The following is a 17,265-nucleotide window of genomic DNA, read 5'->3' on the forward strand; positions in this document are numbered from 1 at the left end:
GCGTTGCTCGTCTATCCTGTGACGAGGGCGTTGTGGTGCTAATTTGTCACGGACACGAGCGATGATCCATTAGGTTTCTGCCGACTTATCAACCGATTGCAGATTAAATCCAATTTGGATCAATGTTTATCGCAGTGCGTGTAACAATAGAGAGATATTCGGTCGCAAAGATGCTTGCCACTGTCTTTGTAAGGTCTATGTTAGCGCTCGCACAGCCGGCGTACGATCGGCGTGGGAGTATCCGCGGTCACAAGGCTGCGACCAAGAGGGGATGATCATGAAGGCTAATAGTCTTTCGTCGGCGCTCGCGCGTTCGGCATCCGTTATAGCGGTGGCGTACTGTCTTACGGTATCAGGCGTTGCTTCTGCACAAGCTCAGACGCAGGCCGGCGCCGACGCCACGAATGCGCAGCCGACGACGGCACCCGGCACGACGGCAGACCCCGCGGCCGCGGCTGGTCAGCTTACGCAACCGCAGACCGCGCCGTCGTCCGAATCTTCTCTTGCTGCCCAGGCGCCTGCGAGCGACGAAATCGTCGTCACCGGCGTTCGTGCCAGCCTCGAACGGTCGATCGCGATCAAGCGCAATTCGACCGGCATCGTCGACGCGATCTCGGCGGAGGATATCGGCAAGTTCCCCGACACCAACCTTGCCGAGTCGCTGCAGCGGATCACGGGCGTCTCGATCAACCGTACCAACGGCGAAGGCGCGCTGGTCACCGTTCGCGGCTTCGGCCCGAGCTACAATCTGGTCACGCTGAACGGCCGCCAGCTTGCGACTGCTAACGTGCAGGTCGTCGGCGGCGATCAGAATTCCGATGGCGCGCAGGGTGCGAGCCGGTCGTTCGACTTCTCGAACCTCGCCTCCGAAGGTGTCCGCACGCTCGAGGTCTACAAGACCGGCCGCGCGTCCGTGCCGACCGGCGGCATCGGGGCGACCATCAACGTGGTCACGCGCCGTCCGCTCGACGGCAAGGGCGGCCTGACCGGCAGCATCGGCGCGAAGGGCGTGTACGACACCAGTACCGATGGCTGCCTCGATTGCGGATCGAAGGTCACGCCGGAGCTTTCGGGCGTGCTCAGCTGGGCCGATCCGACCGACCGGTTCGGCGTGTCGCTGTTCGGCAGCTACCAGAAGCGCAACTTCACCTCGATCGCGGCGACGTCCAACAACTGGAACATCATGCCGTACAGCACCTTCCTGTCGGGAGGGTTCGTCAAATCGGATGGCAGCACGAAGATCACGGGTGGGCCGAGCGACCCGAACCAGCTCGTCGCGATCCCCAACGACAGCCGCTATCACTATGCGGAAGGCAGCCGCGAACGCATCAACGGCCAGGCGGTGGTCCAGTTCAAGCCGATCGAGACGCTGACCCTGACCGCCGACGCTCTGTTCGCGCAGAACACGCAGAAGGAAGTCCGTTCGGATCTGTCCAACTGGTTCAGCCGGCCGTTCGACGAGGTGCGGTTCGACGCCAACCCGACGGTCGCCACCGCAACGTATCTGCACGAAACGATCAACGGCGCGAAGGACGAAGGCTTCGAGGCGCAGAACCGCGGTCAGAAAAGCCGGATCCAGGATTTCGGCCTGAACGGCAAATGGGACATCACCGACAACTTCACGTTCAATCTCGATGGCCATTACAGCAAGGCATCGAGCCGGCCGGACAATCCCAACGGCAACAGCTCGACGCTGGTCGGCATGGCGGCCAACGTCGTTTCCTCGCATTCGGTGGATTTTTCCGGCGGTATTCCCGTGCAGGACATCACGCTCTCGGGTCCGCTGACGGTTACCCAGGTGGGGTCGCAGATCGGCCGCACGTTCGCGTCTGCGCAGGATCAGCGCGTGAAGGAACTGCGCGGCGATTTCGGCTGGGATCTCGGGGGCGGCAGTCGCTTCGATTTCGGCGGCAACCTTCGCAACACCAACATGCACCAGACGCGAACCACGACGCAGCAGGTTCTCGGAGACTGGGGCATCACCAACCCCGGCGACGTGGAACGGCTTGCGCCCGGCGCGCTGCAGGCGTTCTGCCTCGTCTGCAAGTTCAAGCATTATGATCCCGGCAACGATCCGGAATCGCAGACGGCATTCCGCGGTGATGCGGCGTCCATCTACTCGGTACTGTCGCCGTTCTACAGCAAGGCCGGCAATCTCGTCGGTACCACCGCCACCGAAGACAATCGGGTTCGCGAGAAGATCTGGTCGGCATATGGCCAGGTCACGTGGAAGGGTGAGCTCGGGCCATTACCCGCGACGCTCGTCGCCGGCGTGCGCTACGAACACACGAAGTCCACGTCGCGATCGCTGGTGGCCGTTCCTGCCGCGATCAACTGGGTTTCGGACAACGACTACACCCTCGTGATCTCGAACCAGAGCAGCTTCCTGACGGACGGCGGGTCCTATAATAATTTCCTCCCCTCGATGGATTTCCAGGTCGAGTTGAAGACCAATCTGATCGGGCGTCTGTCGTTCAGCAAGACGATCGCGCGGCCGGAATATGGCAATCTGTTCACCTCGACCAGCGCCAACGGGCCATCACGACCGGTCGCCAATGGCGGTATCCCGAGCGGGACGACGGGCAATGCGCGGTTGATCCCGCTCGAATCGGACAATCTCGATGCCTCGATCGAATGGTATTACAAACCGGACAGCTACGTCTCGTTCGGGGTGTTCGACAAGCGGGTGCGCAACTTCATCGGCAATGGCCAGTTCACCACCGAACTGTTCGGGCTGCGTGATCCGAGCTCGGGCGCGCCGGGAACGCGATCGGGCCAGGCCAAGGCGGCGTTGCAGGCGCTGGGTGCCGATCAGAGCGACGTGAACCTGTTCGTGCTGACGGCATTGCTGGACCAGACCGGCTCGATCGGCGCGGCCACCACGGTGTTCCAGGCGAACTATAATGGCGCCACCGGCTCGCTGAACGACGATTTCGTCAAGCAAATCAACAGCAGCCGTGACGTGATCGCGAACGGGACGGACGTCCTGTATCAGTTCCAGCTCACCAGGCCGGTCAACAACAAGGACGCGGAGATCTACGGCTTCGAAGTCGCAGGCCAGCATTTCTTCGGATCGACCGGTTTCGGCGTCAGTGCCGCCTATACGCTGGTGCGGGGCGATGTCGGGTTCAACATCGGCGGGCTCCCGTCGGAGAACCAGTTCGCGCTGCTGGGCCTGTCGGACACGTTCAACGCGACGCTGATCTTCGACAAATACGGACTGTCCGCCCGGCTCGCGTACAACTGGCGCGACAAATTCCTGTCGGGCATCAACCGTCAGGACTCGCGCAATCCGGAGTTCACCAAGCCGTTCGGGCAGCTCGATGCGAACATCAGCTACGACATCACGCCGCGCTTCGCGGTGTCGATCGAAGGCATCAACCTGACCGAGCAGAAACTCCGGACCTATGCGCGCGACCAGAGCGAGCTCTGGTTCGGGCAGGAACTGCGCCGCCGCTTCCTGCTGGGCGGGCGCTTCCGCTTCTGAACGGACGCGGGGGATCGACGGGCGACGATGTTCCCCTCCTATGCCGGGGAGGGGGAGATCGCTCGCGCGGCGATCCACTTGCAACGTCACGCGGTACGGTGGGGCTCGGTGCGTCTTGGGAAAACAAGCACTGCCCGGAGAAATCTCCACCACCCGGCGAAGGCCGGAGCCCAATGGGAAGGCGCTTCTGGAACAGTGGTGGCTGGTTATTCTCGCGACCCCACGAACCTGCAAGGCTCATGGACAAGGCCCTGAATGCGCGCACGAGCAAACGACGTAAGGTCTACGAAGCGCATAGCGGCCCGCGCCGGATTGCGTGCCGCAACCGTGCTCTGCATGATGCCGCGCGTACCAGGTCCGTGGTTTGCGAAAGGCGCATCGTGACGAATATTGTCCTTCTGAATAACGTCGATCACCAGGATCTGACGGTCGCGACGGGCCATGGTCCAGAGTTCGGCGACGCGGTGAACCAGGTGCTGGTCTTCCCGACCGAATGGCAGGATCTGCAACGCGAATACCCGATCCTGTTCCGACGTTCGGAGGAGGGACGGTTCCAGTCGGTCGCACTCGTCGGGCTCGATCGTGACGAAAATCTGTTTCTCGGCGATGGCGTCTGGCACGCGCGCTATGTCCCGGCGCTGCATCAGCGGGGGCCCTTCTCGATCGGCCTGACCCGCGCCGAGGACGGCAGCGAAGCCGAGCCGATGGTGCACGTCGACCTCGATTCCCCGCGCATCACCGCGCGGGGCGAGGGCGTTCCCGGGCAGATCGTCTTCCTGCCGCATGGTGGCAACAGTCCGTATCTCGATGCCGTGTCGGACGTGCTCGGGCGCATCCATGACGGGGTGATCGCGAACGATCCGATGTTCGACGCCTTCCAGGTCGAAGGCCTGATAGAGCCGGTCGCGCTCGAGATATTCCTCGACGAGACGAACAAATACACGCTCGACGATCTCTACACGATCTCGGCCGAACGACTTGCCGCGCTCGATGGCGACGCCCTGGCGCGCCTCCACGCCCCCGGATTTCTTCAACTCGCCTTCTTCGCGATCGCGTCGCTCGGGACCGTCTCGCGCCTGATCGAGCTCAAGACCAGCCGGCTCGCGGCGCGGTGACCGCTTCCGTTGCCTTGCCGGCCGTTCGCACGATCGAAGGGGCGAAACGGGGCGAGATCGACTTCGCCGCGCTGATCGAAGCTGGCGAACCGGTCGTGCTGAAGGCGGTGGCGACCGATCTGCCGCTGGTCGAGGCCGGGCGGCAGGGTGCGGACGCGGCGATGGCGTATCTGTTACGCTTCGATGCGGGCCGTCCGGTGGTCGGCTTCGTCGGCGAACCAAAGATCGGCGGCCGCTTCTTCTACAATGACGACGTCACGGGCATGAACTACGCGGCAAGCCGCGCGCCGCTGGCCGATTATCTCGACCGGATCCGCGCGGGTATCGCCGCAGACGAGGCGCCATCGGTGTATCTCGGCTCGACCGACGTCGACACGTTCTTCCCCGGTTTGCGCGCCGAGAACCCCGTCGTGGCCGAGGGCGACCTTACTGGTGCCGGGACGCCGCTCGCCAGCCTCTGGATCGGCAACCGCACGACCGCGGCGGCGCATTGGGACATGTCGAACAACATCGCCTGCCCGCTGGTCGGCCGGCGCCGTTTCACGCTGTTCCCGCCCGATCAGGTCGCGAACCTCTATCCCGGCCCGCTCGAACCGACGCCAGGCGGGCAGGTCGTCAGCATGGTCGATTTCATCGAACCCGATTTCGACCGCCATCCGGGCTTTCGCGACGCGCTGAGCACTGCGCGCGTCGTCTACCTCGATCCGGGCGATATTCTCGTCTACCCGGCCTTGTGGTGGCACCGGGTGGAGGCGCTCGACGACTTCAACTTGATGATCAATTATTGGTGGAACGACGTGCCCGCGTTCGTCGATACGCCGATGACGACGATGCTTCATGCGATGCTCAGCCTGCGCGATCGTCCCGAGGGCGAGAAGCGGGCGTGGCGCGAACTGTTCGACTATTACGTCTTCGGCCCCGCCGAGCGCGCGGGCGAACACCTGCCGCCGCATGCCCGCGGTGCGCTCGCGCCGCTCGACGACACCGCCGCACGGCGATTGCGCGCACAAGTCCTGCAACGCCTCAACAGATAGGATGGCCATGACGGACACACAGCGGAGCCGCGTCGTGATCGCGGGCGGCGGCACCACCGGCTGGCTCGCCGCTGCCGCAATCGCGCAGCAACTCGGCGCGCTGGTCGATGTCACGCTGGTCGAATCCGAGGAGATCGGCACGATCGGCGTCGGCGAATCGACCATCCCGACGGCACGCGCGTTCCACCGGCTGATCGGGATCGACGAGCAGCGGTTCATGGCCGAGACCGGCGCCACCTTCAAACTCGGCATATCGTTCGAGAACTGGGCTCGGATCGGCGATCGCTACATCCACGCGTTCGGCGAAACCGGCCAGTCGACCTGGATGGGTGCGTTCCACCATTTCTGGCTCCAGGCGCGCGAAGACGGTTTCGGCGGCGACCTCGGCGACTATTGCCTCGAACTCCAGGCGGCGCAGGCGGAGCGGTTCGCGATCGGCGGCAACGCGCCCGAGCTGAGCTACGCCTATCACCTCGACGCGGGCCGCTATGCGCGACACCTGCGCACGCTCGCCGAGGGGGCAGGCGCGCGCCGCATCGAAGGGTTCATCGACCGCGTCGAACAGGATGGCGAGAGCGGTGACATCGCCGCGCTCGTGCTGCGCTCGGGGGAGCGGATCGAGGGGGACCTGTTCATCGACTGCACCGGGTTCCGCGCGATGCTGATCGGCCAGACTTTGGGGTCGCCGTTCGAGAATTGGCGGCATTGGTTGCCGACCGACAGCGCGGTCGTCACGCAGACGCGCTCGGTCGGGCCGGCGGTGCCGTACACGCGCGCGATCGCGCACGGTGCGGGGTGGCGCTGGCAGATCCCGCTCCAGCACCGCGTCGGCAATGGGCTCGTCTATGACAGCCGGCACCTCTCCGCAGATGAGGCGCACGCGCAATTGCTCGCCGAAGTCGAGGGTGAAGTCCTGTTCGATCCCCGCCTGATCCGCTTCCAGCCCGGTCGCCGCCAGGACGTATGGCGCGGCAATTGCGTGGCATTGGGGCTAGCGGGTGGGTTCGTCGAACCGCTCGAGTCGACCGCGATTCACCTCGCGATGATCGGCATCACGCGGCTGCTCCAGGTGTTCCCGTTCGGCGGCAATCACGCGGCGACGGCCAAACGCTTCAACGAACAGGCGGCCGCCGATATCGAACGAATCCGCGACTTCATCGTGCTGCATTACGTGCTGACCGAGCGTGACGACACGGCGTTCTGGAATGCATGCCGGACGATGGAAATCCCCGAGACGCTGAGCGACCGGATCGCGTTGTTTCGCGAAAGCGGCATGGCGTATCAGGACGGCGAAGAGATTTTCCGCGTCGCCTCCTGGGCGCAGGTGATGACCGGCCAGCGACTGTCTCCCCGCCAACATCACCGGATGGGCCGGATCATGGGTGAGCCGCGCCTGCGACAGGTCCTGGGCGACATGAAGACGACTATCGCCAAGCAAGTCGCGGTCCTGCCGACGCATCAGCAGTTCCTGCGTACCTATTGCCCCGCCGATGTTTGAGCGGGCCGCCAGCGACGCGTTTCGACCGGGACGTCGCGAGGTCCTGGTCGGCGCGGTGGCGATGGTCGCCGCGCCAGCTTTTGGTGCGGGCCCCGCTGCCGAGCCGCGCGTCGAGCGGATGTCACCCGCGTTCGACCGGATGGTCGCGGCCGGCACGCGGGTCGAGACGATCGCGACCGGCATCCGCTGGGCGGAGGGCCCGGTATGGGTCGAGGCCGGACAGTATCTGCTGTTCTCCGACCCACCCGCCAACATCGTTCGTCGCTGGCGCAAGGGTGGCCCCGCCGTGCCGTTCCTCGATCCGTCGGGGGCAGGGGGCACCGATCCCAAGCTTATCCGCGAGCCGGGTGCGAACGGACTGACGCTCGACCGCGAGGGCCGGCTGTTGATCGCGAACAGCGGCGGTCGGTCGATCGATCGCCTGGATTTGGTCACGCGGCGGCGCGAGACGGTCGTCGATCGCTACCAGGGAAAGCGGTTCAACAGCCCGAACGACATGCACGTCGCGCGCGACGGGACGCTCTACTTCACCGATCCGCCGTACGGGCTGACCGAAGGCGATACGTCGCCGCTAAAGGAACTGGCGGTGAACGGCGTCTATCGGCTGCGGCCGGGCGGCATGGTCGAACTGCTGGAGGGGAGCCTGACTCGACCGAACGGCATTGCGTTGTCGCCCGACGAAACGCGGCTCTACGTGTCGGTGTCGGACGAAAGCGCGCCGCGGATCATGGTCTATGATCTCGATGCGAAGGGCGTGCGCAATGCCAGGGTGCTGCTCGATGCCACGGCGATGAAGGCGCGGGGCGGGGCAGGGTTGCCCGACGGCATGAAGGTGGCGCTCGACGGGACGCTGGTGTGCTCGGTGCCCGGCGGCATGATGGTCATGACGCCCGACGCGGAGCCGCTCGCGCTCGTCACGACTGGCGCGCCGATCGCCAACTGCGCGTTCGGCGAGCGGGGGCGGGCGCTATACATGACCGCCAACGACCGCGTCCTGCGCCTGTCGCTGCGTGGCGGTTGGCAAGGCGAGGGCTGATCGATCTTCGTTCGACACGGACCGTTTAGCCCTTCGCCGTGTGGGGTTTTACGACCGACACGAGTTGAATATTCGCAATTTTAAATGGTCTTGGAACGGTGCGCTTCCCCGGCAGCGGCCGCTGCCGGGGGAAAGGCCGGTCAGAACCTGGCGCGAACGCCTACGCGGTAGATGCGGCCGAGCGTGTCGTACAGCGCAGGGTTCACGTCGAGACCGGTGTTGGTCTGTGGCGCGGGCGCTGGGTCGTGATCGAACAGATTGTCGACCTTGAAGAACATGCTGACCTGCTTGGTGAAGTTCACCGATCCGCCGAGGTCGACGTAGAACGCACCCTTCATCTTGTTATAGTCGATGGTCGGGTGGTTGGCGGTCGAGACTGGGCAGCCGGTGGTGCAGACGACATATTGGTTGCCGAACACGCCGTCCGAGAACCAGCGCTCCTGCAGGTTGATGCTGAAGACGTCGTTGTCGTAGCTTTGCGTCGCCAGCCATTTCCAGTCCGGCGTGTTGCCGTTGTTGGCCCCGGCCTGGTCGACCACGTCAACGCCGGCGATCCCGGCGTCGACGAGGAACTCCTTCACGTGCGTGCCGAGGATGCGGAGCGTGAAGTTGCCGGGAATGCCGAGCGGCTTCTTCCATTGATAGCTCGCCTCGATGTCGAACCCACTGGTCTTCCACGACGCGAGATTGAACGGCTGGACGTTGATGAAATTGCCGCCCTGGGTCGGACTGTTCAGCACGAAGCCGCCGCAGAACGCCTGATTGCCCTCGAAGCAGAAGCGGACGATCTGGTCGGGCGATAGTGTCGAGACGACGCCGTCGAGCTTGATCTTGTAATAGTCGAACGACAGACCGAGACCCGGCGCCCATGACGGATGCGATAGGACGATACCGACCTCGGTGTTGCGCGCGATTTCCGGCTTCAGGTCGGGGTTCCCGACGGTGTTCTGGAATGCCTGCACGCCGCTACCGGAGAAGGGATTGGTAAAGTTCGGCAACGTCGTGACGGTCGGTGCAGCGAACAGTTCGGACAGGTTCGGCGCGCGGACGTCGCGCGACGTGACTGCGCGTAGCCGGATGCCGTCGAGCGGCGTATCCCAGGTACCGCCGGCCTTCCAAGCCCACACCGTGCCCGACGTGCTGTAATGCGTTACGCGGCCCGCGCCGTTGAGGTTGGCGCGGCCCATCGCCTCGCTGTTGAACAAAGGCAGGTTGAGCTCGAGAAAGCCCTCGTACACCTCGTACTTTCCGCGCCCGTTCTTGTAGTTGCCGGCTGCCCAGTTGCTGCCCAGCGTAGAATTTAACAGCGGATCGGCGGGATAGGCTGTGCTGTTCGGGCTGAGTGCGGTGACGCCCGCACCATAGGGGTCGCCGTGGACGCGGTAGAATTCACGACGATACTCGCCACCGAAGGCAACCGACAACGGCCCGGCCCACAGGTTGAGCGGCTCGCCGGAGAAGTTGAGGCTGGCGACGTCCTGCGTCAGCTTGGTGCGCTGGAGCGGCCCATTGGCAGGCGTGACATAGGCGAGCGCCGCTACCGACGGCACCGCGCCGCCGAAGATGTTGATAGGCTGGCACCCGGCGGCGCGCGCGGCAGGATCGGCGCAGACGATCGCGCCGTTCAGCGTGATCGCATTGGTCGCCGCGACATAGCGGGACTGCAACACGGTGTTGTCGACGTCGATCGCCGCCTTTGTGATGCCGTGCTCGTAATAGGCATCGTAGGTCCACGGCGTGCCGCCGATGTCGAACTTGCCCTTCAGCCCACCGACGAATCGGTATTGGCGACGATCCGTCTGGACCAGCGGATCGGGGAAGTTGCCGTTGCTGGTGCCGAAATTGAACTGCGTGATGTTGGCGGTCGCGCAGCGATCGCGGACCAGTTGCGGTAGGAAAGGGTTCGCGCACTGCACGGTCAGGTTCGGGCGGCCATACCCTGGGCTCGGCTGGTTGCTGGTCTTCACCTGCGCGACGTTGACGGTGACATAGGCCTCGTTGTTCTCGGCGAAATCGAAGCCGATCCGCCCAAACCCGTTGAGCCGCTCCAGCGAGGATTTGAGCGATGCGCCCGAGCCCGGCGCGCCCGACAGGTCCCCGCCGACGCAGAAGCTGTTGGCGGGGAAGCAGTTGGTGACGCCGCCGGTGCCGGTCGGACGACCGTTCGAGCCATAGTTGAAATTATACGGCGCGCCGTTCTGGTCGAACGCGATGCCCTGCAACGGGCCGTTGTTGATCAGGCCGAAGCGCGCATATTGATAGGGCTGCGCATAGTCGCGGTAGTTGAACTGCGGCAGGCCGTTGTTCGTTTGTCCGGTGTTGACGAGCGTGGTGGCGCGGTACCAGTCGCGACCTTTGGCGAGGTCGGTGCCGAAATCGCCCGGGCCGACGCCGTCCTCGTCGTCATATTCGCCACTGACGATCAGGTGCAGCTTATCGCCGAACAGCGACGTGCCGAACGCGGCCTGGACCAGGCCCTGCTTGTCGTCGCCATAATTGGTGATGCCGCCCTGGACGTTTGCCTTGAAGCCCTTGAAGCGCGTGTCGGTGATGAAGTTGACCACGCCGCCGACCGCGTCCGAGCCGTAGGACGCCGATGCGCCGCCGGTTACGACGTCAACGCGCTTGACCAGCAACTGCGGGAACATGCTGATATCGGGCACGCCGGAGACGTTCGCGCCGACGACGCGCTGCCCGTCGAGCAGGGTCAGCGTACGGATGGGGCCGAGGCCACGCAGCGAGAAGGAGCTCAGCCCCTGCGTGCCGCTCGACGTGCTGAACGTGCCGGTCGAGGCGCCGGTCGAGCCCTGCAGCGACGGCAGCTGCGCGATCGCGTTGAAGATATTGGGTTGCGCGTTCTTGAGGATCTGGTCCTCGCCGATCACGGTCGTCGGCGTCGGCGCGTTGAAGCCGCTCGACGTGATGCGCGTGCCGGTGACGACGATGTCGTTCGAGGTGGTCGCCGCACGCTCTTCGGCTTGCACGGCCGGTTCCGGCGCGAGAAGCTGGTCGGGCGCGGCCGGGTCTGCGGACTGTGTCGAGGCCGGGAGGCTCGCATCCGGAGACGCGGTCTGGCCAAGGGCGGGCGAGCAGAGCAGCGCGGTCGCGAGTACGGCTAAGCTGGTAGCGGTACCACGGAAATTCCGAACGGAGTACCGATCGCGCATATGCCTGTGCATCATTCCATCCCCATGTTGCACGACGCGCATACCGTGTGTCCGGCTTGGCGACGTGTCGTGTCCCGACGCTCTTTATCGGAAGCCGGTCGCGGTATCATCTACGACCATGGTCGCAGTGGGCGGTCGCAAGGGGGGGGCGGTCGCAGGGGGCGCGCGTGCAGACCGCGCGCCAGTCAGGGCATCAACCGTTTGCGCCCCTGCGACAGATGCCAGCGCATCGCCAGCGCGGCGCCGTCGGCATCCTGCGCGCGGATCGCCTCGACGATCGCGTCATGCTCGTCCATCATCGCCTTGATGACCTCGGGCGCCCGCGACCGCGATATGTCGACCCCGGCGCGCAGGATCTGCATCACCTGTTCCTGGAGGTGATCGAAGACCGGCAGGAACGCGGCGTTGGAGGTCGCTTCGGCGATCGCACGGTGCAGCACCCAATCCTCGTCATGCGCCGGCGCGTTGGAGAGGAGCGCGGCGCGCAACGCCTCCAGCGCCTTCTCGATCGCATCGAGCTGATGGTTCGACCGCCGCTGCGCCGCCAGCCTCGCGGCCTCCGCTTCCAGCACGAAGCGGACTTCGTACGTGCCCAGCGTGGTTGCCAGCGCGTCCATCGGCATGTGCGATCCAAGCCGTTCGGACGGCCGACGCTTGACGAACGATCCCGCGCCGAGCCGCGCCTGCGTGATCCCGTCGGACGCCAGCCGCGCCAGCGCCTCGCGCACGATCGTCCGCGACATCCCGAAGGTCGCCGCCAGCCGCAATTCCGACGGCAGCCGGTCGCCGATCGCGAGCCGTTCTTCGAGGATGATCTGGACGATGCCGGCATAGGCGCGATCGGCCAGCCGACCCTCGTTCGCCGCGGCCTTTTCCGGGACGTCTCCGATTTGGTCAGATGACATGGCTGAGCGCCATGACCAGCGCGAGGCCGACCACCGAGATCGCCGTTTCGAGCAGCGACCAGGTCCGGAACGTGTCGGCGGTGCTGGTGCCGACATAGCTTTTCACCAGCCAGAAACCGGGATCGTTGACGTGGCTGAAGAATACCGATCCCGCGCCGATCGCCAGCACGACCAGTTCCGGCGACACGCCCGAACTCGCGACCACGCCCGGCATGATCCCGACCGCGGTGATCGTCGCGACCGTGGCGGAGCCCGCGGCGAGGCGGATCGCCACCGCGACCAGCCAGCCGAGCAGCAGCGGCGAGATCGCGTACATCAGCACGGTGCGCGCGAGCAGATCGGACAGCCCGGCGGTCACCAGCACCTGCTTCAGCGCGCCGCCCGCGCCGATCGCGAGCAGGATCGCGCCTGCCGAACCCATCGTCTCGTGCCACACCGCATCCTGGATCGCCGCCTCGCGCAGCCGCCGCCCGAACAGCAACGGCAGCGCGAGGAGGTTGGTGATCAGCAACGCGATCACCGGATTGCTCGCCGCGACCAGCCACGCGGTGCCCTTCATCCCCGGCACGATCTGGCCCAGTTCGCCGGTCGCGATCATCAGCACGGGGAGCAGCACGATCAGCAGCGACAGCATCCGCCGCGGCGGCGCGATCGAGAGGCCTTTGTCGGTCACGATCGGCGACGCGAGCCGCACGCCGCGCGTCGTCACCATCGCCAGCAACGGCCCGGCGATGATCGCGGTCGGGATCGCGATCAGGATGCCGTAGAACATCGTCAGCCCGAGGTTCGCGCCAAGCGCCTCCACCGCGAGCAGCGGCCCCGGATGCGGCGGGACCAGCGCGTGGACCACGCCCAGACCGGCGAGCGCGGGCATGATGAGCCGCAGCTTGGCCGCATCGCGATCGGCGCCGTCCTTGCCCGTCATCTCCTCCGCCGCCGCGACGACGATCGGCAGCAGCAGCACGAGTCCGGTCTCGAAGAACAGCGGCAGGCCGACGACGATCGCGATCCCCAGGGTCGCCCAGGGTGCGGCGCGCACACCGGTAAGCTGCAACGCGCCCTTCGCCAGCGACGCGGCGGCACCCGACAGATGCAACATCGCGCCCAGCGACAGGCCGAGCGCGACGACGAGGCCGGTGCCGCCGATGATATCGCCGACACCCTTCTGCACCGCCTTGGCGACGTCGGGCAGCGGCAGTCCGGCGAGCAGCCCGACGGTGAACGCGCCGCACAACAGGCCGATAAAGGGGTGAAGCCGCCCGCGGACGATCATCAGCACGGCGAGAAGTATCCCGGCCAGCGCGGCGATCACCAGCCGCATGTCGCTGCCGATCATTGGCGTGCGGCTCGCGGTCGTCCGGAACGATCCAGTGCTCGTGGCATAAACGCCCCTCCTATCGGTCCGGCGGCGCCTTCGCCTGCTGGTACAATCGCATATCTGTACGACAGGTCTTTTCGAACTACCAACAGAAAAGGCTTGATTGCGCCCAAAGCTGCGGCCCATACATCGGACCTGTCCAACCGAATCCGCACAACCGGATCAGTGGATCAACAGCTCGAACCATGCCGTCGCGGTCCCGATCCGCTGCACACATGGCCGAAGCAGAGGAGGATGACCATGGAAGGGCCTGGACACGAAACGCGCCAACCCACGGCCGCCGCAACGGTGACCGAGACCCGCGCCGCGCTGACGCCGACCCAGTTGAGGGTGCTTCGCGGCGTCCATTCGGGGTTGCTCAACAAGCAGATCGCCTTCGACCTCGGCATCGCCGAAGCCACGGTGAAGGTCCACATGACCGCCCTGATGCGCAAGCTCAACGTCCGCAACCGCACCCAGGCGGCGATCCTCGCGCAATCCCTGGCAATCTGATTCCCCTTTTATCCTCCCCTTGCAGGGGGAGGGTTCGACGGCGCCCCAGCTACGACCATCGTCGCAGGTGAAGCGTCCGCTCCCGAACGGTAGGACTGCTGTCCTGATAATTGGAGACGGATGATGGTTGCGCACTGGCTGCTCTGCGGAACGGCGCTGCTCGTCGCCGCGCCTGCGATCGCGAAGACCGTACCGGCTGCGAAGTCCGTCTCGGTCTATCTCAGCCAGCCCGACGATCCGCGTGCGATCACCGTCAAGGGCGTCGGCGACGGTCGCGCGGACGACAGCGCCGCGCTTCAGCAGGCGATCGACGCGGCGGCGGCGGGCGGTCATGGCGGCGTCGTGTTCCTGCCCTCGGGGCGCTACCGGATCAGCCGGACGATCTTCGTCCGCTCCGCCGTCCGCATCTTCGGCATCGGCCGGACCCGCCCTGAGATCGTGCTCGGCGACAATAGCGCGGGCTACGCGTCGGGTGTCGCGGCGATGGTCAGCTTCACCGGCGAGGACCAGTACCGCGTCGGCAAGGCGCCGGTCCCGCCGCGCACCAGCGTGCCCTTCGACGCCGCGATCTTCGACGCGACCTCGAGCACCTTCTATTCGGCGCTGTCGAACGTCGATTTCCGGATCGGCGAGGGCAATGCCGGTGCGGTCGCGGTGCGGTTCCGTGTCGCGCAGCATGGCTATCTCCGCCACGTCGACTTCCACATCGGCTCGGGGCTCGCCGGCGTCTATCAGGCGGGCAACGAGTTCGAGAATCTGCGCTTCTTCGGCGGCCGCTACGGCATCATGTCGGAAAAGACCTCGCCCGCGTGGCAGTTCACGCTGATCGACTCCGAATTCCAGGGCCAGCGCGATGCTGCGATCCGCGAACACGAGGTCGACCTGACTCTCGTTAACGTCGCGATCCGCGATACGCCGGTCGGGATCGAGATCGACCGCGGCTATTCTGACTCGCTCTGGGGCAAGGACGTCCGGTTCGAGAACGTGTCGCAGGCGGGCGTGATCGTGTCGGCGGAGAACAGCGTCTTCACGCAGATCGGCTTCGACAATGCGGTGGCGTCGAACACCCCGACCTTCGTCCGCTTCCGGGGCAGCGGCAAGACCGTGGCAGGGGCGGGGCCACGCTACCGCGTCAGCGATTTCTCCTACGGGCTGAAGCTGGCCGGGTTGGGCGCGATCGGCGAGTATGCGACCGACATCCAGATGGCGCCGCTCGCGCGCCTGCCGGCACGGCGTGCGCCGGCGATCCGCGCTATGCCGCCGGTCCGCGAATGGGCGAACGTCCACGATCTCGGCGTGAAGGGCGACGACACGACCGACGACACCGCGGCGTTGCAGCGCGCGATCGACACCCACCGCGTGCTGTATCTCCCGGTCGGTCGCTACCGCGTCACCGACACGATCAAATTGCGCCCCGACAGCGTCCTGATTGCGCTGCACCCCAGCCTCACGCACCTCTATCTGCCCGACGAGACACCGGCGTACATGGGTGTCGGCGGACCAAAGGCGCTGTTGCAGAGCGCGAAGGGCGGCAACGCGGTCGTCTCCGGGCTTGGCCTGTGGACCGGCGGCGTAAATCCCCGCGCGACCGCACTTCTGTGGAAGGCGGGCGAGGCGTCGATGGTCAACGACGTCAAGATCCAGGGCGGCGGCGGCACCGTGCTGACCAAGGGCAGCCCGATCGGTTTCGGCGATCCGCGCGCGCGCTTCGACGGCCAATATCCGAGCATCTGGGTCACCGACGGCGGCGGCGGCACGTTCGCGGCGATCTGGTCGCCGAACACGCTCGCCTCCGCCGGTTTCCACGTCTCGAACACCAAGACCCCCGGCCACGTCTACGAGCTGTCGGCCGAGCACCATTATCGCGCCGAGATCGTCCTCGATACCGTCGAGAACTGGGAATTCCTGGCGCCACAGACCGAGCAGGAGGTACGCGACGGCGTCGACGCGATCTCCACCGAGATCCGCAATTCGCGCAACATCCTGTTCGCCAATTACCACGGCTACCGCGTTACGCGCTCGATCAAGCCGATGGACGCCGCGGTGAAGCTCTACAGTTCGGGCGACATCCGTTTCCGCAACGTACACGTGAACGCCGAAAGCGGGTTTGCGAGCTGCGATACCAAGGGTTGCGGCACGTATCTGCGCGCGAGCAAATTCCCGTTCGAAAACGCCATCAAGGATATGACGCGCGGGCAGGAAGTGCGCGAACTCGAGTTCGCCCGGCTCGACGTTCCGCCCGCACCCGCGACGGCGGTGCGAACCCCGATGACGGCGCCGTTGCCGGCAACGCCCGGCGTCGAGAAACTGGCCGACGGTTTCCACTCGATCGCGGGCGGCGCGGTCGATGCGCAGGGCAAGCTGTACTTCATCGATCGCCGTTTCCAGCGGATCCACGGCTGGTCGAAGACCGAGGGCCTGTCGATCGTCTCGGAAGCACCGCTCGATGCGGTCAACCTCGCCGTCGACCGGTCGGGCGATCTCCTCGTGCTGTCGTCGGCGGGACGTGACGGCACCGTCTTCAGCATCGATCCGGCCAAGCCGACCGACGTCAAGGTCATCGCGCCGACCCCCGCCAAGCCGCGGCCCGGATCGGCAACCGTGCTTCCGGTCAACGTCTGGGCGAATGGCGAGTTCGCCGACCGGATCGATCCCGCGACGTACCAATATCCCCCGCTCGCGGATTTCTTCACCACCAAGATGGGCGAGGCCAAGCCGCAGGACTATGTCTCGCCCGACGGGTCGCTGGTGCTCCCGGCGTTTCGCGTCTGGAACCAGGGTTCGGACGATCATCAGGGCTGGCGCTGGTCCGATACGCTCGATGCCAACGGCTTCGTCTTCGCCGCACCGGGCGAACGCATCGTCCTGACCAACGGATCGGAGAACCGCACGTATAGCGGGCTGGTCGGTGACAACGGCAAGGTGACCGACCTCAAGATCGTCGCAGATCGCGGCGGCGAGAGCGTGGCGCGCGATGCCGCGGGCAACCTCTACGTCGCGAACGGCCAGGTGTTCGTCTACGCGGCGGACGGCACGCTCGCCCGCCGCATCGACGTGCCCGAGCGCCCGCTGCAACTCGTGATCGGCGGCGCCGACCACCGCACGCTCTACATCCTCACGCACCACGCCTTGTACGCGACGGGGATATGAGAC

At 65.6% G+C, this 17,265-nt stretch carries 10 protein-coding genes; 7 read left to right on the forward strand and 3 right to left on the reverse strand.

The window, feature by feature from the left end:
- Positions 1 to 277: 277 nt before the first annotated feature.
- The 5 genes from C8J45_RS09640 (at position 278) to C8J45_RS09660 (ending at position 8,170) form a co-directional block, all read left to right on the forward strand.
- Complete coding sequence (locus C8J45_RS09640; RefSeq protein ID WP_107963277.1) at positions 278 to 3,487, forward strand: TonB-dependent receptor; 3,210 nt, start codon at positions 278 to 280, stop codon at positions 3,485 to 3,487.
- Positions 3,488 to 3,867: 380 nt separating this feature from the next.
- Positions 3,868 to 4,602: a SapC family protein gene (locus tag C8J45_RS09645; protein WP_219907365.1), complete on the forward strand. Its 735-nt coding sequence runs from the start codon at positions 3,868 to 3,870 to the stop codon at positions 4,600 to 4,602.
- Positions 4,599 to 5,636: a cupin-like domain-containing protein gene (locus C8J45_RS09650; protein WP_374956440.1), complete on the forward strand. Its 1,038-nt coding sequence runs from the start codon at positions 4,599 to 4,601 to the stop codon at positions 5,634 to 5,636. The genes C8J45_RS09645 and C8J45_RS09650 overlap by 4 nt, the downstream gene beginning before the upstream one ends.
- A gap of 7 nt (positions 5,637 to 5,643) precedes the next feature.
- Positions 5,644 to 7,134, forward strand: coding sequence for a tryptophan halogenase family protein (locus tag C8J45_RS09655; protein WP_107963279.1), 1,491 nt, complete (start codon positions 5,644 to 5,646; stop codon positions 7,132 to 7,134).
- A complete protein-coding gene (locus C8J45_RS09660; RefSeq protein ID WP_107963046.1) occupies positions 7,127 to 8,170 on the forward strand; it encodes an SMP-30/gluconolactonase/LRE family protein in 1,044 nt (347 codons plus the stop codon). The genes C8J45_RS09655 and C8J45_RS09660 overlap by 8 nt, the downstream gene beginning before the upstream one ends.
- A 140-nt stretch (positions 8,171 to 8,310) precedes the next feature.
- Here the strand turns inward: C8J45_RS09660 and C8J45_RS09665 are convergent, their stop codons facing one another.
- The 3 genes from C8J45_RS09665 to C8J45_RS09675 form a co-directional block, all read right to left on the reverse strand.
- A complete protein-coding gene (locus C8J45_RS09665; protein ID WP_107963047.1) occupies positions 8,311 to 11,337 on the reverse strand; it encodes a TonB-dependent siderophore receptor in 3,027 nt (1,008 codons plus the stop codon).
- Between the two features lie 185 nt (positions 11,338 to 11,522).
- On the reverse strand, positions 11,523 to 12,242 hold the full coding sequence (locus tag C8J45_RS09670; protein ID WP_107963048.1) for a FadR/GntR family transcriptional regulator: 720 nt from the start codon (positions 12,240 to 12,242) through the stop codon (positions 11,523 to 11,525).
- Positions 12,232 to 13,578: a GntP family permease gene (locus tag C8J45_RS09675; RefSeq protein WP_107963049.1), complete on the reverse strand. Its 1,347-nt coding sequence runs from the start codon at positions 13,576 to 13,578 to the stop codon at positions 12,232 to 12,234. The genes C8J45_RS09670 and C8J45_RS09675 overlap by 11 nt, the downstream gene beginning before the upstream one ends.
- 282 nt (positions 13,579 to 13,860) lie before the next feature.
- Here C8J45_RS09675 and C8J45_RS09680 point away from each other — a divergent pair, with 282 nt between their 5' ends.
- On the forward strand, positions 13,861 to 14,112 hold the full coding sequence (locus tag C8J45_RS09680; protein ID WP_244647207.1) for a helix-turn-helix transcriptional regulator: 252 nt from the start codon (positions 13,861 to 13,863) through the stop codon (positions 14,110 to 14,112).
- Positions 14,113 to 14,235: 123 nt separating this feature from the next.
- Positions 14,236 to 17,262, forward strand: a complete 3,027-nt coding sequence (locus tag C8J45_RS09685) for a glycosyl hydrolase family 28-related protein (RefSeq protein ID WP_107963281.1) — start codon at positions 14,236 to 14,238, stop codon at positions 17,260 to 17,262.
- Positions 17,263 to 17,265 lie beyond the last annotated feature (3 nt).

This window comes from Sphingomonas sp. PP-CE-3G-477, from assembly GCF_003050745.1.
Classification (GTDB): domain Bacteria; phylum Pseudomonadota; class Alphaproteobacteria; order Sphingomonadales; family Sphingomonadaceae; genus Sphingomonas.

What these genes read in the sequence shown, in the direction of transcription:
- C8J45_RS09675 (WP_107963049.1), bottom strand. Translation starts at nt 13,578, where the DNA reads ATGATCGGCAGCGACATGCGGCTGGTGATCGCCGCGCTGGCCGGGATA.
- C8J45_RS09670 (WP_107963048.1), bottom strand. Translation starts at nt 12,242, where the DNA reads ATGTCATCTGACCAAATCGGAGACGTCCCGGAAAAGGCCGCGGCGAAC.
- C8J45_RS09680 (WP_244647207.1), top strand. Translation starts at nt 13,861, where the DNA reads ATGGAAGGGCCTGGACACGAAACGCGCCAACCCACGGCCGCCGCAACG.
- C8J45_RS09685 (WP_107963281.1), top strand. Translation starts at nt 14,236, where the DNA reads ATGGTTGCGCACTGGCTGCTCTGCGGAACGGCGCTGCTCGTCGCCGCG.
- C8J45_RS09665 (WP_107963047.1), bottom strand. Translation starts at nt 11,337, where the DNA reads ATGCGCGATCGGTACTCCGTTCGGAATTTCCGTGGTACCGCTACCAGC.
- C8J45_RS09660 (WP_107963046.1), top strand. Translation starts at nt 7,127, where the DNA reads ATGTTTGAGCGGGCCGCCAGCGACGCGTTTCGACCGGGACGTCGCGAG.
- C8J45_RS09640 (WP_107963277.1), top strand. Translation starts at nt 278, where the DNA reads ATGAAGGCTAATAGTCTTTCGTCGGCGCTCGCGCGTTCGGCATCCGTT.
- C8J45_RS09655 (WP_107963279.1), top strand. Translation starts at nt 5,644, where the DNA reads ATGACGGACACACAGCGGAGCCGCGTCGTGATCGCGGGCGGCGGCACC.